The organism is Streptomyces sp. NPDC006512 (assembly GCF_040611935.1).
Taxonomy (GTDB): Bacteria; Actinomycetota; Actinomycetes; order Streptomycetales; family Streptomycetaceae; genus Streptomyces.
Genome location: NZ_JBEXPG010000008.1, coordinates 169,101 through 185,484, shown reverse-complemented (window position 1 = coordinate 185,484; position 16,384 = coordinate 169,101). Strand labels below are relative to the sequence as shown.

At 69.7% G+C, this 16,384-nt stretch carries 14 protein-coding genes, 1 tRNA gene and 2 pseudogenes; 3 read left to right on the top strand and 14 right to left on the bottom strand.

Annotated features, from left to right (window positions below; all coding sequences use genetic code 11):
• Positions 1-894: pseudogene (locus ABZZ17_RS08940) on the top strand (iron-sulfur-binding reductase); the annotation flags it as partial.
• Positions 895-971: 77 nt separating this feature from the next.
• Here the strand turns inward: ABZZ17_RS08940 and ABZZ17_RS08935 are convergent.
• The gene (locus ABZZ17_RS08935) at positions 972-2,030 is read right to left on the bottom strand and encodes a hypothetical protein (RefSeq protein WP_356873569.1); all 1,059 of its coding nucleotides are present in this window, start codon (positions 2,028-2,030) and stop codon (positions 972-974) included.
• Positions 2,031-2,274: 244 nt separating this feature from the next.
• Here ABZZ17_RS08935 and ABZZ17_RS08930 point away from each other — a divergent pair, with 244 nt between their 5' ends.
• The gene (locus ABZZ17_RS08930; protein ID WP_356873567.1) at positions 2,275-3,189 is read left to right on the top strand and encodes a Yip1 family protein; all 915 of its coding nucleotides are present in this window, start codon (positions 2,275-2,277) and stop codon (positions 3,187-3,189) included.
• 94 nt (positions 3,190-3,283) lie between these two features.
• Here ABZZ17_RS08930 and ABZZ17_RS08925 read toward each other — a convergent pair whose 3' ends face one another.
• The gene (locus tag ABZZ17_RS08925; RefSeq protein ID WP_356873565.1) at positions 3,284-3,784 is read right to left on the bottom strand and encodes a phosphoribosyltransferase; all 501 of its coding nucleotides are present in this window, start codon (positions 3,782-3,784) and stop codon (positions 3,284-3,286) included.
• Positions 3,781-4,368, bottom strand: a complete 588-nt coding sequence (dcd, locus tag ABZZ17_RS08920; RefSeq protein WP_356873563.1) for a dCTP deaminase — start codon at positions 4,366-4,368, stop codon at positions 3,781-3,783. Before dcd ends, ABZZ17_RS08925 begins: the two co-directional genes overlap by 4 nt.
• A gap of 477 nt (positions 4,369-4,845) precedes the next feature.
• On the opposite strand from dcd, the gene ABZZ17_RS08915 reads away from it, so the two are divergent.
• Positions 4,846-4,919, top strand: a tRNA-Gly gene (locus ABZZ17_RS08915).
• A gap of 95 nt (positions 4,920-5,014) precedes the next feature.
• On the opposite strand, the gene ABZZ17_RS08910 is transcribed toward ABZZ17_RS08915, so the two are convergent.
• The 11 genes and pseudogenes from ABZZ17_RS08910 to ABZZ17_RS08860 form a co-directional block, all read right to left on the bottom strand.
• A complete protein-coding gene (locus ABZZ17_RS08910; RefSeq protein ID WP_356873561.1) occupies positions 5,015-5,266 on the bottom strand; it encodes a hypothetical protein in 252 nt (83 codons plus the stop codon).
• A 12-nt stretch (positions 5,267-5,278) separates the two neighbouring features.
• The gene (locus ABZZ17_RS08905) at positions 5,279-6,127 is read right to left on the bottom strand and encodes a hypothetical protein (RefSeq protein WP_356873591.1); all 849 of its coding nucleotides are present in this window, start codon (positions 6,125-6,127) and stop codon (positions 5,279-5,281) included.
• Between the two features lie 258 nt (positions 6,128-6,385).
• Positions 6,386-6,622, bottom strand: a pseudogene (locus ABZZ17_RS08900) (WhiB family transcriptional regulator); the annotation flags it as partial.
• 160 nt (positions 6,623-6,782) lie between these two features.
• Entirely contained in the window at positions 6,783-7,400 is a 618-nt protein-coding gene (locus tag ABZZ17_RS08895) for a hypothetical protein (protein WP_356873559.1), read from the bottom strand.
• The gene (locus tag ABZZ17_RS08890; RefSeq protein WP_356873557.1) at positions 7,400-8,452 is read right to left on the bottom strand and encodes a hypothetical protein; all 1,053 of its coding nucleotides are present in this window, start codon (positions 8,450-8,452) and stop codon (positions 7,400-7,402) included. The genes ABZZ17_RS08895 and ABZZ17_RS08890 overlap by 1 nt, the downstream gene beginning before the upstream one ends.
• A 5-nt stretch (positions 8,453-8,457) precedes the next feature.
• Positions 8,458-9,096 carry a hypothetical protein gene (locus ABZZ17_RS08885; RefSeq protein ID WP_356873555.1) on the bottom strand — a complete coding sequence of 213 codons (639 nt, stop codon included), beginning with the start codon at positions 9,094-9,096 and terminating at the stop codon, positions 8,458-8,460.
• Between the two features lie 10 nt (positions 9,097-9,106).
• Positions 9,107-9,730 (bottom strand): hypothetical protein, encoded by a 624-nt coding sequence (locus ABZZ17_RS08880; protein WP_356873553.1) that lies wholly within the window; start codon positions 9,728-9,730, stop codon positions 9,107-9,109.
• A 13-nt stretch (positions 9,731-9,743) separates the two neighbouring features.
• Positions 9,744-12,071 carry a hypothetical protein gene (locus tag ABZZ17_RS08875; RefSeq protein WP_356873551.1) on the bottom strand — a complete coding sequence of 776 codons (2,328 nt, stop codon included), beginning with the start codon at positions 12,069-12,071 and terminating at the stop codon, positions 9,744-9,746.
• 57 nt (positions 12,072-12,128) lie between these two features.
• Positions 12,129-12,671 carry a hypothetical protein gene (locus ABZZ17_RS08870; protein ID WP_356873549.1) on the bottom strand — a complete coding sequence of 181 codons (543 nt, stop codon included), beginning with the start codon at positions 12,669-12,671 and terminating at the stop codon, positions 12,129-12,131.
• 52 nt (positions 12,672-12,723) lie between these two features.
• Positions 12,724-15,723, bottom strand: a complete 3,000-nt coding sequence (locus tag ABZZ17_RS08865) for an ATP-binding protein (protein ID WP_356873547.1) — start codon at positions 15,721-15,723, stop codon at positions 12,724-12,726.
• A gap of 7 nt (positions 15,724-15,730) precedes the next feature.
• Entirely contained in the window at positions 15,731-16,285 is a 555-nt protein-coding gene (locus tag ABZZ17_RS08860) for a hypothetical protein (RefSeq protein WP_356873545.1), read from the bottom strand.
• Between the last annotated feature and the right edge of the window lie 99 nt (positions 16,286-16,384).

Sequence of the window (16,384 nt, the reverse complement as noted above, 5' to 3'; positions counted from 1 at the left end):
TCCGTCAACGGCAAGAAGAACGACGGCAAGGCCAAGGAATCCGTCCAGGTCGTCGACGTCGCCCAACTCCTCCTCGAATCGGTGAAGGCCCCGGAACCGACGGCGGAGGAACTGGCGGAGGCGGAGGCGCTGGCCGCGCAGGAGGCGGAAGAGGCGGCTGCGGCTGCCGCCGCGAAGGCGGAGGCGGAGGCCGCCGCGAAGGCGGAGGCCGAGGCGAAGGCCAAGGCTGCGGCCGAGGCGGAGGCCGCTGCGGCTGCCGCTGCCGAGGCGGAAGCCAAGGCCACGGCGGATGCGGAAGCGGAAGCCGAGCCGGCCTCCGCAGCCGAGCCTGCCCGTGCCGAGATCGAGGCCAAGTCCGAGCCCGCCGCCGAGGCGAAGCCCGAAGCCGCCGCCAAGGCCGCGGCCGAGGACGCTGCCGAGCCGGAAGCCAAGGACGAGGCCGCCCCCGAGGCGGAGACCGTGGCCGAAGCCGCCGAGGCGAAGCCCGTGGCTGCTGCCGCCCTCGGGTCGGAGACCAAGGACGTGCCCGCAGTCGCGGCGAAGCCCAAGGACGAGGCCCCCGCTGAGGCGGAGCCCGTAGCCGAGGACGCCACTGAGGCGGAGACCGTGGACGAGGGCGCCACTGAGGCGAAGCCCGTGGCCGAGGCCCCCGCCGAGGCGGAAGCCGAGGACAAGGCCGCCGCCGACGCGAAGCCCGTAGCCGAGGACGCCGCTGAGGCGAAGCCCGTGGCCGAAGCCCCCGCCGAGGCGGAGGCCAAGGACAAGGCCGCCGGAGCGGAGACCGAGGGGGCTGCCGACGGCGAGGCTGAGGCCGAGGACGGGGATGAGGGCAAGGCCTCAGACTCGGACGCGGACAAGGACTCGGGCGGCGCGGAGGCCAAGGGCGTCAAGTAGCTTCGCCCCACCGCACGCAGGAACGGCCGGACCCCGTCAGGGGTCCGGCCGTTCCGTTCGTCAGGGGCGGGGCGGGGTCAGCCGCGGCCGCGACGCAGCATCGCGAAGCCCAGTCCGGCCGCGCCCACCGCGGCCATGCCGCCGCCGGCGGCCACCAGCGCCGGGGTGTCGCCGTGCCGCGCGACCCCCTCGGCTCCGGCGTTCACGCCGCCCTTGGGGACGATCCGCTCGTCGGACTCGGACTTCTTCCCGACCGGCTCGACCAGCGCGGCGGGCTTCGCCTTCCCCGTCGCCTTCTCCTTCTCCACCGTGTACTTCTCGATCAGCTTGCCGGTGGCGAAGTCGTAGACCCAGCTGTCGCCGCCGCGCTTCCCGTCGATGACGACGAACTTGACCCGCTTCCCGTCCTGGACGAGCTTGTACGTCCAGCCGTCGTTCATCGCGCTCGGGTGCTTCATGTCGATCGCGCCGAGGAAGTTCCCGTTCGGCATGAAGATCTCCACGCGCTTGCCGCGGTGGCCGTCGACGAGCTTCGCGATCCGCCCGTCCGGCATGGTCAGGCGCACCGAGGTCTCCTTCTTGACCTCGTGCTTCGGCTGCGGCTTCGGCTGCGGCTTCGGCTTCTCGGCCGGCTTCCGTCCGCCCTCGACCCACGAGGTGACAGTGCCGTTGCCGTGCAGGGTGACGTGGAGGCCGTTGTGCGACGCGTTCGTCGACCGGCCGTTCTCGCTGACCAGCGTGCCCACCTTCGTGCCGCCGGCGAAGACGTCGGCCTCGAAGCGGCGGTCGCCGGACTTGTAGACCTTGGCGACGGAACCGTCGGCCAGCTTCACCGTGGTGACGTACACCCGCTCCTTCACCGGCGGGGTGACCGGCGGCGTCACCGGCGGGGTGACCGGAGGCGTCACCGGCGGGGTGACCGGAGGCGTCACCGACGGGGTGACCGGAGGCGTCACCGGCGGCGTCACCGGCGGGGCCGTCGGGTCCACCGCCGGCTGCTCGATCCCGGGCAGCACCTCGGGCTCCGGAGCCGTCGGGGAGTCCGCGAAGGCGGACCCCACGGGCAGCGCCAGGACGGCGGCCGCCCCGGCGGAGACGGCGGCGGTACGAAGGGTGGTGCGGCGGGTGCTGCGCATGGTGCGGGCTCTTTCCTGCTCGTTCGTGACTCCGTGGCGACGACACCGACGAAGCTACGGGCCCGATATGTAGGCATTCCGTCGGCAACGTAACGAACCCCCGCAGACTGCCGCGCAGCCACGTAAACCACCCACCGGCCCCCCGTCCGGGCATCCCCTAGGGGATGTCACAGCTCAGCCGCAAAGGCCGCCTATTCGGGCGCCCCTGCCACCCTCGGCCCGCCGAGCAGGTACTTTCGATCACGTGGCTGGATTCAGGATCGGACGCGGCCGGGACAACAACCGCACCCCGCAACAACCCCCGCAACCCCCGCGGCAGCAGCCGTACGGTCAGCAGCAGCAAGCGCCGCAGGCACCGTACGGTCAGCAGCCCTACCCTCCCGCGGGTCCGCCCCCTCAGCAGCACTGGCCTCAGCAGCCTGCCGCCGGGGGCCACGGGGAGCCCGAGTACTTCGACCCGTACGGCCAGCAGCAGCCGCCGCAGGCCCCGTACGGAGGCCCGCACGAGCCCTCGTACGCGAACAACCCGGGCCACACCCAGGCCTTCTCCTTCGGCGAGGACCCGTACAGCCAGAGCCCGACCTACCAGGCGGGCGCGGCCGCTGCCGGCCCCGTCGGGCCCCGGCTGCACTGGAAGGAGCTCCTGCGCGGCATCGTCATGCGCCCGGGGCCGACCTTCCACCAGATGCGCGACTACGCCGTCTGGGGTCCGGCGCTGATCGTGACGTTCCTCTACGGGATGCTCGCGGTCTTCGGCTTCGACAAGGCCCGCGAGGACGCCATAAAGGCGACCCTCACCCAGGCGATCCCGATCGTCCTCAGCACCGGGCTGGCCTTCGTCATCTGCGGCCTCATCCTGGGCGCGGTCACGCACACGTTGGCCCGGCAGCTGGGCGGCGACGGCGCGTGGCAGCCGACGGTCGGGCTGTCGATGCTGGTCATGACCATCACGGACGCGCCGCGCCTGCTGTTCGCGGTGTTCCTGGGCGGCGACAACATGGTGGTCCAGGTGCTGGGCTGGATCACCTGGCTCGCGGCCGGTGCCCTCTTCACGTCGCTGATCAGCAAGTCGCACGACCTGCCGTGGCAGAAGGCGCTCGGCGCCTCCGCCATCCAGCTGATCGCCCTGCTGTCGATCATCAAGCTCGGCACGCTCTGACGTCACGACGAAGGGGCCCGCGGCGCGGTCGGCGCGGCGGGCCCCTTCGTCATGAACTGCGGCCCGTGAGACTGCGGGCTCGTGGAACGGCGGCTCAGGCGTCGAGGACCTGGCCCTCGCGCTTGACGACGGGCGGCTCGACCGACCACGGGAAGTTGATCCACTCGTCGGTCTTCTTCCACACGTACTCGCACTTCACGAGGGAGTGGGACTTCTCGTAGATGACGGCGGAGCGCACCTCGGCGACGTGGCCGAGGCAGAAGTCGTGGACGAGCTTGAGCGTCTTGCCGGTGTCGGCGACGTCGTCGGCGATCAGCACCTTCTTGTTGGTGAAGTCGATCGCCTCGGGCACGGGCGCCAGCATGACCGGCATCTCCAGCGTGGTGCCGACGCCGGTGTAGAACTCCACGTTCACGAGGTGGATGTTCTTGCAGTCGAGCGCGTACGCCAGCCCGCCGGCGACGAAGACCCCGCCGCGGGCGATGCTCAGGATGATGTCGGGCTCGTAGCCGTCATCGGCGATCGTCTGCGCCAGCTCGCGCACGGCGCGACCGAACCCCTCGTAGTCGAGGTTCTCGCGTACTCCGTCACTCATGCCTCGTGCCTCACCTGGGTGCGGTGGAAATTCTGGAAGGAGCGCGAGGCGGTCGGCCCGCGCTGCCCCTGGTACCTGGAGCCGTACCGCTCGCTGCCGTACGGGAACTCCGCGGGCGAGCTGAGGCGGAACAGGCACAGCTGCCCGATCTTCATCCCCGGCCAGAGCTTGATCGGCAGGGTGGCGAGGTTCGACAGCTCCAGGGTCACGTGACCCGAGAACCCGGGGTCGATGAACCCGGCGGTCGAATGCGTCACCAGACCCAGGCGGCCCAGGCTGGACTTGCCCTCCAGGCGGGAGGCGATGTCCTCGGGGAGCGTGATGACCTCGTACGTCGAGGCGAGCACGAACTCGCCCGGGTGGAGGATGAACGCCTCGTCACCCTCCGGCTCGACCATGCGCGTCAGGTCGGGCTGCTCGACGGCGGGGTCGATGTGGGCGTAACGGTGGTTCTCGAAGACCCGGAAGAACCGGTCGAGACGCACATCGATGCTGGAGGGCTGCACCATCGACTCGTCGAAGGGGTCAATGCGAACCCGTCCGCTGTCGATCTCGGCCCGGATGTCTTTGTCGGAGAGAAGCACGTCCCGAGGATACGCAGAGCGCCCGGGCCACCCCCAATCGAGAGCCGGCCCGCGCGCCCCGCCCGGACTCCCCGGTCAGCGCTTGACGCCGCCCACGGGCACCGCATGCCTCAGCCGCGCGCACCGCGGGCACCTCAGCAGCCGCCCGGGCCCGATCCGGCCGGCACCGAGGTGCTGGAGCGGAAACGAGGCGGTACTGAAAACGTGCCCTTCGGCACAACGGACGACGGTGTGCTCCATCGAGTCCCTTTCCCCAACGAGCCGTACTGCGATGAATCGCCACATTAGGGGATGTTCGGGACCTGGCTCCAGCCGCCACTCCAGCCGCCGCCCGGTGCCCTACGTTACGCCCCAACTCCCGCCCCCACGCGCCTCCCTGCCCCCGTGACGCGACGCCCCCACGCGGGAGAATTCACCGCGGGTCGATCATGGGGTACAGTGAGCAACGGTACGGATCCAGGCGACTGGACCGCCTGTGCGGATGTAGTTTAATGGTAGAACATGAGCTTCCCAAGCTTATAGCGCGGGTTCGATTCCCGTCATCCGCTCCACGACAAAGCCCCAGGTCAGCGACCTGGGGCTTGTTTGTTGTCTAGACCCATCAGGGTGTCGACACCCACCCCCGACTTGGTGCCGCCCTCGGCTGTCAGCGGTGGTCGTCGGGCAGGGTTTCGGTGCTGCCGTCGGGGTGGATGAGGAGGCGGACCGCACCGCCGTAGCGGTCGTCGGTTATCACAGCAGGGGTCGGGAAGCCGAGCTGCTGGGCGCGCTGCTGGAGGATGCCGATGACGACGTCCTGGATGTTGCCGAAGGGCGGGGCCGTCACGGGGACCTCGTCGATCAGGCCAGCGTGTTGGGAGAAGACGCGGACTTCCGCGGCCGGAGGGGTGGGCTGCACGGCGACTGCCTTTCAGGAGTTCGGGACGGCTTCGCCGGTGGACGTCGGGTTCGCGGTGTAGGTGCCGCGCGAGACCCGTAGGAGTCGGCCCGCCTTGACCATGGCGGACAGGGCGTTGCTGACCGACTTCCCCGCGTCCCGGTACGCACCCGGGGGTAGCGCCCCGACCACGTCGCGGCTGGTGAAGTGACCCGGGAAGGAGGAAACTGCCGTCTCCACAGCGCGCCGCAGGCTGGGGACGCCCCAAGGACCGGACCCGCCCGCGCCCGTGGCGGAGTGGTGCGGGTGAGTGTCGCGCTGGATGCCCGCGTGGCCCTCGCCGTGGTCTTGGCGCGGGGTGAGGGGCTGGTAGCGCTCCAGGTGGGAGCCGAGCTCGCGCACCGCTTCCAGTACGGCCGCCAGATTCCGGGCGTGCGCGACGGCGGCCGGGTCCGCAGGGTGGGCTGCGGGGACGAGCACCGCCGTGATGGCCTCCACATGGTGCAGCGAGTCCGCCAGGCGGCGCAGCAGCGGCTCGAAGATGTCCTGCCGCAGCGCGGCGACGGGGTCGCTGGTCGCGAGCTCGATGCTCACGGAACCGGTCAGAGCGCTGTCCGTCACCTCGTAGGTGGTCTCGTCACCTGCTGCCGCACGCCAGGACTCCAGGCTCACGCGGGTCCGGGTGACCGCGGCAAGGAGCTCGGGTGCCACGGCGGCGGACGGGGTGAACGCGAGCATCCCGGCGAGCTGCTCGGTGACCTTGAGCATGGGGAGCGTGGCGCACACCAGCGGGCCGAGCACGGTCTTCTGTATGGCCAGGGCCGGATCGGCGAGCGAGTAGGTGATCCGTGCTCCCGACAGGGCCGGAGCGCCCGTCTTCACTACCTCGTCTGTGTCGGCGCGCTGTCGGCGGTCTGCTGGAAAGTGCTGTGCCGGATCCTGCCGCTGGGCGGGAACCGGCCCTTGGGCGGGACCCAATGACCGGCGTGCCCGGTGCTCCTGGAGGGCGCTGAACGCGTCCAGTACCGCGGCTACTTCAACCGCTTCACCGCAACCGCCGCCCGTGGCGGACGCGGTGACGGTCAAGCGTCCCCGGCTGTCGCCGATGTGCAGCCAGCTGCGGATCCAGCGCCGGTCCTGCTCTGTGGTGGCGGCGGCGTAACCGCCCGGATCGGACCGGACGACGGAGCCTTGCAGGCATTCAGCCCACACGGGGCAGGAGAAGCACAGCTGCCGGGCCGCATGGTTGAGGGCCTGGCTCCGCCGCATGCGGAAGGGAAGTTCCGGAGCACCCGCGGACGGACGTTCCAGGAGCGGCTCCGCGAAGATGTCGGGCCGCCGCTGGCAAGGCAGAAGCGTCGTGGAGGCCGGCAGCATCGCTGTCGGCCGGGTTCTCATCGCTGTCCTCGCCATGAAAGAAGTCCCCCGATGTTCTTTGTGACCAACGGGGACTCTAGAGCAGGGCAATTGGCAGCGGCAAAGCCGTACCACCTGCTGTGGATCACTTATTACACAACGGAAATGCCGGACCACCGGATCACCGGGCATCCGTGTCAGCGGCTGCCGCCATCCGACGGAGACCCCGGCGCTCCAGCCTGGGTTCACGTCGGTAAACGCGCGAGAACGTTCTGCTACGAAGCATCAGAACGCCGACGACGCCGAGAAATCCAAGGGGTACGCCGTACAGCGGCGCCAACATACCAACCCCGGACGCGCCGACGAGCAGTACGTCGGCCAGTACGGTGGTGACGCCCCGGCGGCCCCGGGGCTGCTTGAGCATCCAGGCACCCAGCAGCGCCATACCGCCGAGCGCCCAGTAGCCGAAGACCGCCTGCCCGCTGAGGAGTCCGCCGGAAGACCCACGCGCGATGTCGCCCGCGGCCGCCAGGTAGCCGGTCACCGCGGCGGTGACGACGGTCGAGGCGAGACCGAGCAGCAGCTGGCCGCGACGGCGCAGCAGCCACACCAGCACGGCGAGGACGAGCACCACGGCCATCGTGATGAACGAGGCCATACTGGTCGAGGCGAGCACGAAGAGGGTGTAGGCGCCGGCGATGCCGAAGACGATCCGGCGGAGCAGCCGCACGGCCCAGGCGTCGTCGCGCTCCTGACGGAGCAGCCGGCGGAGAGGGCCGAGGGAGGGGCGAGGGGTCATCACGGACCGTCCATACCTGTTGCGGGTGGGTGGAGGGTGGGGGCCGGAGCTTCCGCGCTTGCAGCTCCGGAGGCCGGTCCGGCAGTCTCGCGCCGGGTGATGGTGGTCGGCTGCTGGAAGCCCATCTGCCAGAGCGGGCTGGGCGGGCGCTTCGGCGTGGCCTGCTGCTCGGGCGCCTCGACGGCGGAGACCTGTGCCTGCCCCGGGGCTACGGCCTCCATCAGATTGTCGATTTTCGCCTTGCGGGCCTCGGGGGTGTCGGCCGCGAAGGCGTACGGGTCGATGTAGCGGGGGAGGTCCTTGTCGTCGAACTGCGCGACGGCCCGCACGGCGTTCGTTCCGGCCTCGGTCCGGGTCGCCTCGGGCCATGACTGGGGGGCCTCGTACACGAAGTGGATGTTGTGCAGCCCGACGTTCGGGTTCTCGCAGAGCGTGCCGAGTTCCTCCTGGTGCAGGACCGCCCGGGTGTTGCCGACGTCCGCGAAGACCTCCACCCGGCCTTCGGCCAGCTCGCCGTACGTCGCGGAGATCTCGTCCCATTTGGCCTTGGCGTAGCCCGGGCCGAAGCCCCCGCGTGCGCCACCGAGAGCCTTGATGACTTTCGGTTCCCAGAGGAACATGCCGTCGAGTTCCCTACCGCCTTGGGTCGTCTCCAGGGTCCGTGCGGTATCGGGATCGGTCACGTTCTGCTGGGCCGCCCACTCCTCGGCTATGAAGCGCTGGGACAGGAACGGGACGCCCGAGTCGTTCTCCGGCGCTCTCGGGTGCTCGATGCCGTACGACCAGAAGGCACTGAGCGGCTTCGTCCCTTCGGGCGGCGCGAGCTTCGTCTTGTCCGTGGCAAGGGCGTCGATGTACTGCCTCGCCTTGGACACACGGAACTTGCCGTCCTCCGACACCTTGTCCTCGAACCCTGCCGCCGTGGCCGCGGCCTTGATGCCCCGCGCTATGGATTGCGCATTGACCTTGGCATCCAGGGCCGCCAGCTTCCAAGCCTTCGCCCGGCGCAGGGCGCCTTCCACTATCTCTTGCGGGATCGGTTCCGGGCCCACCGCCGTCAGGCCTCCAGCGGACGGGGATAGACCTCGAGATCCATGTTCACCACTCCGGCATCGGACCGGTCGGCGGTGCCCACAGCCGGCGTGATGCGCAGGCTCACGAGGGCACCTCCTGGAGCGGCAAGCTCCCAGTAGGCCATGTGGTAGGGGTCCTTCTCTCCGATGCGATCAGCGTCTTGGGGGATCGCGAACTGGCCGAGTTCCTGCGGGAAGGAGTCGGAGTCCCAGGCGCCTTCCCAAGCCGGGGCGCCTAGCACCGAGGACACGGCGTCGCGGTAGAGGGGCCAGACCCGGTCGGCCTCGGCCAGCACATGCGCGTTGTCCTCCGGATTCATCGCCGACTCGCCCCACACCCAGTGCGACAGACTCTGCACGGGCGCCCAGCTGCCTCCCAGCGCGTTCAGCGTCATCGTGCCCCCGGTCCGCGTGACCACGTTGAGGACGTACTCGAACTGCGTCGGCGTCCAGCCGAACTGGGCACACCACTCGTCCAACCCCTGACTGGGCAGCGGCGGCCCGTTCCAGACGGTCTCCCAGTGGACGTCGTTCAGCCCCCGCAGCTCGGTGACGAGTTCCTGCGGGGTGCGGTCGACCGGCGGTTCGAAGGGTGTGCCCATGTCGTGTTCTCTCTTTCTCATGTCGCGTACGTCACAACAGCCAACCGGGGCCGTCGAGGGCCTTCGGGTCGGCCGGCCCGTGGAAGGTGAGAGAGATCGTCCCACCCCCCGAATACCCGCCCTCCTGGTGGTCCAGCGCGAGCACGATCACCGGGGCCAGCGGATTGGGGTACCTCCACTGGGCCAGCCGGTACGGGGCCCGGAGCTCCCGCCGCTCCTCGGCGTCGCCCCACCGGCCCGGCGCGGGCGGTTCCGGGAAGTCCGGGCTGTCCCAGGCGCCCTCCCAGCCCGGTGCGCCCAACGCGGCGGTCGTACGGGCGAGGTGGGCCGCGTAGCGGTCGAGGGCGGTGGCCAGGACCGTCTCACCGTCGGAGGGCGCACCCTCCGCGACCTTCCAGACCGTGTACGACGCCCGGGTCACGGGCCGGCCGAGGCCGGCCCGTGAGGCCAGGTGCAGGCGGCCGCCCCGCCGCGTACGAACCCACAGGCCCGACTGGGACCACAGCGGCTCCCAGCCGAAGCCCGCGCACCACTCGGCGCGCTCGGCCCCACCGTCGGGTATCCCGGGCCATACGGATCGCCAGTCCACCCGCAGGAGCGCGCCCAGCTCGGCGGCGAGCTCCTGTGGGGTCTGGTTGGTGATGACGCTTGCCATGGCTCAGGCCTTCCTAGCGGGACACACGGCCGTCACCGCCGTCCCGCGGCGTCGGCGGGGCGGGCAGCGTCGGCGGGGCGGGCGGTGTCGGCGTGGAGCGCGGGTCGGGCGCGGGCACACGCGGCTGCTGGCGCCCGGGTCCGTTGTCCGGCGTGTTGACCCGGCCCCTGGAGGACTGGGGGTCCTGCTGCGCGGGAACGGCGGGCGCGGGGGCCGGTGCCGGCAGGGGCGGTGCGGGCTGCGGCCGCCGCACGTAGGCCGACGGCGTACCACCGCCAACGAGACGGCCGCTGCTCTGGGCCTGGTCAGCTTCTGCGGCTTGCCGCTCTCGCTTGGTCTCGACTGCCGCGTACTGCTCCGCGAGCTCGTCCTTCTGGACCGTTGCGGTCTGGTACGCGGTCTTGCGCTGTTCACGCTTGGAGGGTTGGGGGGTCGAAAGCTTGCCCTCCTTCTGCCACCGACCGTCGTTCTTCTTGTTGTCGTAGGTCCGTGCAGCGGCCAGTGTGCCCTTCTTCGCCACCTTCGCCGTGCCGGCCGCGGTCCTTCCGGCGACGCGACCCGTCGTCTTCGCGACGCCGGCTGCGGCGTTAGGCGCGTACTGGGCCAGCTTGCCGCCCACGGTGTTCGCCATGTCCCCGACGCCCAGGGAATCCTCTGCCCCGGCGATCTGCGGACTGTAGGCCCCCGACAGCAGCTTCTTCAGCATCATCACGACGGCGACGGTGACCAGCAGCAGCATCAGCAGCTGCATACCGAGGGAGATCTTGGCGGGCAGGATCATCTGGTACAGCACGAGCAGCACCGTCAGGATGACGCCGAAGCCCGCCCTGAGGACGAAGCTGTGGATGAACGTCTGCAGCCAGCCCTTCAGCAGCTTCTGCTGCGAAGGGTGGATACCCAACGTGGCGATCAGCGGCAGCATGATGATCATGATGAGGGTGACGGCGTGCCACAGCAGTGTGAGCGCGCTGAGCGCGATCACCATGATGCCGATGATCAGCGCGGCGATCAGGGAGTAGACGGCCAGCCCGATCCGGTTCCCGGCGTCGCGCCCCGCCCATTCGTCGAACGCCACGGGGTAGACGCGCTTCTTCGGGTCCTCGTTCTCCTGGTTGGAGCCCTTACCGCCGGCCATGTCCTGACGGACGCCGTACCAGTCCTTCTTGTACTTGTCCCTCGTGCTTGCCTCGTTCGCGACGTCGATGTTGGTCATGGACTGCGAGACCATCTGACGAACTCGCAGGTCCTCGCAACGAGCACCCAGGCCGTAGTCACATTTGGTGCCGGCGCTGACCGGCCGGCAGGTGCCGTTGACCACCTCGCCGCCGCCCTTCGTCTTGAAGATGCAGTTCGTGCCGCCCGGACCGAACTGACCCAGCGCCCAGGGCCGGAACGCCATCGTGTCGTACATGGCACAACTCGAGATCCGAAGACCACGATTGGGGGCATCGGAGGGCAGGTCGCAGGGCGGCTGCATCTCGTCCGCCATGCCGCCGAGCGCCGCTTCGCTGAGGTAGCTGTTGGCTGCGGCGATACCGGTGTCCGCCTCGTCGATCACCTCGCGGAAGTTGCCGCCGGTCAGGAGGGCCACGACCGCGATCGTGGTCAGGGCGGCCCAGCTGACACCGGACCAGGCTTCACGCATCTCACCCTTGCGCCATTTCCCAAAGACCCATATGCCGGTGAGCATGATCATGACGGGAACGGCAGGGATGAGGACCTTCGCCTTCAGTGTTTCCACGACATTGTCGCGTCCGGTGTACAGCCCACTGAGGGGCCTCGGATTGGAAGCGAGTTCCTTGATCGATATGGCTACTCGCGTCAGGATCTTCGTTCCGTCGAAGACCAGGTTCGCGATGCCGTTGTTGACGAAATCCATGATTTCGCAGTCGTCGGCGCCGCTGAAGTCCGTGGTGTCGTCGGTCTGGGAGGCATCGCCGATGTCTCGCTGCGTGCCGGACCAGTTCATGCCACGCACGCCGTTCAGCTCGTACATGGTGTACTCGTGGGCACCACGGGGCATGTTGACCGCGCCGGTGACCATGCCCGTAGTGTCGTTGAGGTTCTTGGCGCGCTGGGCTTCGTTCTCCCACTGGTTGACTGCGGGGAACCACCCCTCGCCGTTGGCGCCCGGTTGGTCCAGCGCGTAGGAGTCGTCCCCGGTGAAGCTGCACGAGAAGTCCGCGGACGCCGTTGCGGGAGCCGCCAGTGTGAGCGCGATCAGCGCGAGGATCACGAACACACCGGACCTGGCGGCCCGGCCGGCTCCCTTCACCCGGTCGCGGAACGTCGCGCCTTGGGTGGCGGTTCCGCGTGACTTGGCGCTACGGCGCAAGAACATCGGCTTCCTTCTGGGGTTTCCGCAAGGGACGAGGCGGGTGCTGGGACGGCCTGTGGGCTAGGAGGGGAGGTAGTCGGTCACGAAGCACCCCTTGACGAGTTCCTCGTTGACCTTGTAGCCGCTGGGGATTTCGGCCTTGAACTCGGCCTTGCAGGCCATCAGGAAGAGCCCGGCCTGCTTCAGGCCCCTGGCGCCGTCGTCGCTGCCGGACACGACCGCGAAGTCCTGCCCGACGAAATAGCCGGTGTCGAAGTCCGCGTCGCCTTGCAGGGCCTTCTGGTTCGCCTCCTGGAACTTCTTCATGTCGGACAGGAGCAGCAGGGTGGCGTACTTGCCCCGCTCGTCCTTACAGGTCGCCGTCTCCTTGACGGCGAACGCGGGTTCCTTGAGGCGCTTGTCGGCGTCCTCCCCCATACGGCCCGCCTCGAGCTCGCGGCAGGTCCCACCCTTGTTGATCAGCTTTTCGATACCGGCGATGCTGTCCGCCTTCGGCAGGCCCAGGGCTGACAGCGGCCCGCCCTCCCCCTGCCCGCCGCAGCCAGTCAGTGCCGTCAGTGCGACGGCCACGGTCACGGCGGTAAAGGTCTTGGTCAAACGCATGGTCACTCCTGGAGTTCGGGGGAAGCGCAAGTGGACGTCTGAAGGTGCGCCGCTACCGCGAGGCAGCAGGCTCCGCATCCGCAGCGGCCGGACGCTCCTCGCGGGCGGCCTCCTGCATGAAGGTCCAGTCCCACACGCTGAGCGGCGGGTCGACGGACTGGCGGCCGGGACGGGTGGTGCCATTGGTGTCCGTGGCGGCGAGGATCTCCTGGAAGACCAGGTCAACCGCGACCGTGCCGACCCGCTTGTCCACGTCCCGCTGCAGGCAGACACCCGTCCGCAGTTCCTGGAGGGAACTGGACACCTTGGTGTCGCTCTCCGGCCGGCCGAGCAGCGGCGCCACCAACGAGGCCTCCTGGCTGGACTTCTGCTTGAAGGCGAAGACGGTGTGGATCTGGTTGGCGCCACCGCTGCGGGCCTCGGAGTCCTCGATCTGGACGAGGTCGATGGCCTGCTGAGTGATCAGCACGATGACCGCCAGGTACGAACGGCCCTGCTTGAGCGCGCGCCGCATCAGGTCGCGGCCGCTCTCGGTCGCGGTGACGACGTACGCCTCGTCGACGAACAGCGCCTTGGGCCGCAGTCCGACCTCGCCCGTCACGGGGTTCTTCTCGTAGCCGACGTCGAGCATCTGGCTGCCCAGCTCCACGACCGCCATCAGCGCGGTCGCGGCGAGCCGCTCGGCCGGGTTCCAGCTGCGCGGGTCGGAGGAGGCCGGGGTCTGGAAACCGCGCAGGGTGATCACCGTGCGGCGCTTGCGCATCGCGGACAGGGTCTGTGGCTTCTCCGCGAAGGCGAGACGCGCGTACGGCAGGGTACGCAGCTCGGTGAGCAGCATCTGGGCGAGCTTGAGGTCCTTGACGGCCTCGCGGTCCCCGCTCGCCACCGCGTCGTCGTAGGCGCGTACGACCTCGTCGACGACCTGCCACAGCGTCGGCCGGGGCACCTGCCGCTCGGCGTCACGCGCGCTCAGGCCCTGTTCGGTGGCCTGCCGGATCGCGGAGTTGTACCAGCCGACCACCGTGGCCATCCCCTCGATGACGGGCAGGCGCACCCGCTGGTAGTCCTCGTCCCCGAGGAAACCGCGCAGCATCGTCTCGGCGAGCAGTCGCCCGGAGGGCACGTCGCGCGCGACCACCCACGGGTCGAGCACGCCGGCCTGTCCCTTGAGGAGGTCGACGACCTCGGTCTCGGCCCAGAACTCCGGGTTCACCGGCTGGAAACGGCTCTGCGGGGTGCCGAGCAGGCCCGCCTCGGCGTCGAGGGGGAATTCGGGGTCGTTGACCTGGGATCCGAAGGCCAGGTAGTAGCAGAGCTGGGCGAAGTCGGTCTTGGGGTCGATGACCAGGCAGCGCACGCCCGACTCCGACTCCTCGTAGAACTTCTGCAGGGCCAGCGAGGACTTGCCGCCACCGGACGCGCCGACGATGGCAACGCCACCGCCGTCGTTGCGGGCGGGGCCGACGTGCAGCGAGTAGTGGACCGGAGTCTTGCCGGCCCAGCCGACCAGGTTGCCGACCCAGCCGAGCTGCTTGCCCGACCGGCGCTCGGGGTTGTCGCCCAGTTCGGTGCCGGCCGTGGGCAGTCCGGCGCCGAGCTGCTCGACCTCCTGGAGCCGCAGGTACGGCGCGATCGGCAGCTTGGGCGCGTCACCCGGCAGCTGCGACTGCAGCAGGCGCCACTGCTGGCGGCTCGGGCGCAGCAGGGTGACCTTCAGGTCCTGCTTGAACTGCATCTCCAGGACGCGTCGGCGTCGCTCGAGCTCGGCGAGGTCGGGGGCGGAGATGGTGAAGCGTATCTGCGCCTCCATGCCCGGCATCTTGTGCTCTTCCACGTCGTCGACGAGGTTCTGGGCACGGGTGACCTGGGCGGCGAGCTGGGTGCCGGGGGCACGGCCGGAGTTGGCCATGTCGTTCATCTCGTCGACGAGGTTGCCGCTGATCTTCTTCGCCCGGTCCTGGAACTTCAGGTACGGGATGAGGGTGAACCGCATGTCGATCTCGACCGGGAAGTCGACGTGCTGCGCCGCGTAGCGGGCCCACGCGGTGGACTGCCGGAAGCGGGTCTCGGTGGGCCAGCTGGCCGCGACGAGGGTGGTCGTGTAGCTGGTGCGCCGCTCGCCGGTCATCTCGTCGTACTGGTGCAGCACGATGTGCGTCTTGCGGTTCTCACCGGAGAAGTCGACGACCAGGTCGAACTGGTCGGGGCCCCAGGCCCGGCTGCCGAGCACCGGCTCGACGGGAATCGGCAGGTCGCCGTGGAGCGGCTTGCGGATCAGCCAGACCAGTTCCTCGCGGCTCAGCGGGCTGCCGCCGAGGCCCTCGAGGCCCTCGTGGATCTCGCGGGCGACCTGGGTCCACCGGGCCAGCAGCTCCGGCGACAGGTACTCGTCGTGCACGCCCGTGGCACCGGCCGCGGCCGCGCCGGCGGCTTCCCGCACCGAGCGCGTGACGCCCGACTCCTCGACCGGGTCGTCCCCGCCGGGGAGCACCCCGTCGTCGTTGCCGGACTTCCGCTTCATCGAACCCAGCTTCACCAGAAGGATGTTGCGCTCGCGCTGCGCGCCGATGCGCTCCTGGTACTCGGCCTTGCGGAAGTTGTACGCCTTGTAGTTCTCCGTCGGCTCCCAGGCCACGGCGTTGAGCTGCTCGGCCCAGTCCTGGGCGGTGATCGGCCGGTACACCTTGCGGTAGTGGCACTCGACGTTGCGGTCGCCGCGGGCGAGGTTGAGCAGCGCGCGGGCCGGGGCCTCGGCCATGGCCTGGAGCTCGACGGCGTTGAGGTACTCGTCGATGGCCGTGGGCAGGGCGATGCCCGTCCAGACGGAGTCCCCGTGGACGAAGATCATGTCGTCGGCGTACCGGTAGGGCAGCCGCATCTCCTCGCGCCGCTTGGCCGGGGCCTGGCCACGGGAGGAGCCTCCGCCCGGCTTCCCCGGGTTGCCGGAGCCGCCATTCTTGGCCCCGGCGTTCTTCTTCGAGGAAGTGGACGCGAGGAGCATGGCGATCAGGAAGAAGGCGACCGCCCCGCCAAAAAAGATCAGCATGAACATGGAGGAGTCATCCTGCGGTCTCGGTGGTTGCGGTCTCGGCGGGTGCGCTCGGTGAGGGCGCGACCCGGGGTGGAGCGGACGCGGCGTACGAGGAGCCGTGCAGGGCCGCCGTCACGAGTGCCGCGTCGTACCGCTTGTGCCAGCGGCTCGCGCCCGGCTGCCAGAGGATGACCTGCCAGTGCAGCTCCTCCGGCTCGCGGTCCGCGGCCAGGCCCTGGAGGCGCTTGGGCTGCATCCAGTAATCGGCCCACACCACCACCTGCTGGCTGAGGGTGAGGGACGAGGGCAGCGGCCGGCCCCAGACGAAGTAGACGCCGACCGGCGGCCCGAGGTACAGGACCGACGTGATGAGCGACAAGCCCAGGAAGGGCAGGAGGGTGGACAGCGTCAGCAGCAGCACGAACCACAGCACGCCGAAACCGAAGGCGGCGCCCAGGGCGGGCAGGAGCAGACCGGGAAGCGGGATGTTGCCCCAGTTCCAGATGCGCTTGGGCCGGTTCAACAGGTCCGTGTGGTCGTAGGCGACCATGGGCGCCGGTGCGTCCGGCAGGTCCTGCGTCATCAGTCGGTCCCCCTCTCTGGTGTGGCTGCGTGCTCCGCACCGCGATCGCGGGCGGCACGTCTACGGTCGCGGGCCGGGTTCCGTTCGTCGCGGCCCGTC

Coding starts and splice junctions, on each gene's coding strand:
- ABZZ17_RS08935 (WP_356873569.1), bottom strand. CDS start 2,030: ATGCGCAGCACCCGCCGCACCACCCTTCGTACCGCCGCCGTCTCCGCC.
- ABZZ17_RS08925 (WP_356873565.1), bottom strand. CDS start 3,784: ATGAGTGACGGAGTACGCGAGAACCTCGACTACGAGGGGTTCGGTCGC.
- ABZZ17_RS08895 (WP_356873559.1), bottom strand. CDS start 7,400: ATGACCCCTCGCCCCTCCCTCGGCCCTCTCCGCCGGCTGCTCCGTCAG.
- ABZZ17_RS08885 (WP_356873555.1), bottom strand. CDS start 9,096: ATGAGAAAGAGAGAACACGACATGGGCACACCCTTCGAACCGCCGGTC.
- ABZZ17_RS08880 (WP_356873553.1), bottom strand. CDS start 9,730: ATGGCAAGCGTCATCACCAACCAGACCCCACAGGAGCTCGCCGCCGAG.
- ABZZ17_RS08875 (WP_356873551.1), bottom strand. CDS start 12,071: ATGTTCTTGCGCCGTAGCGCCAAGTCACGCGGAACCGCCACCCAAGGC.
- ABZZ17_RS08870 (WP_356873549.1), bottom strand. CDS start 12,671: ATGCGTTTGACCAAGACCTTTACCGCCGTGACCGTGGCCGTCGCACTG.
- ABZZ17_RS08865 (WP_356873547.1), bottom strand. CDS start 15,723: ATGTTCATGCTGATCTTTTTTGGCGGGGCGGTCGCCTTCTTCCTGATC.
- ABZZ17_RS08860 (WP_356873545.1), bottom strand. CDS start 16,285: ATGACGCAGGACCTGCCGGACGCACCGGCGCCCATGGTCGCCTACGAC.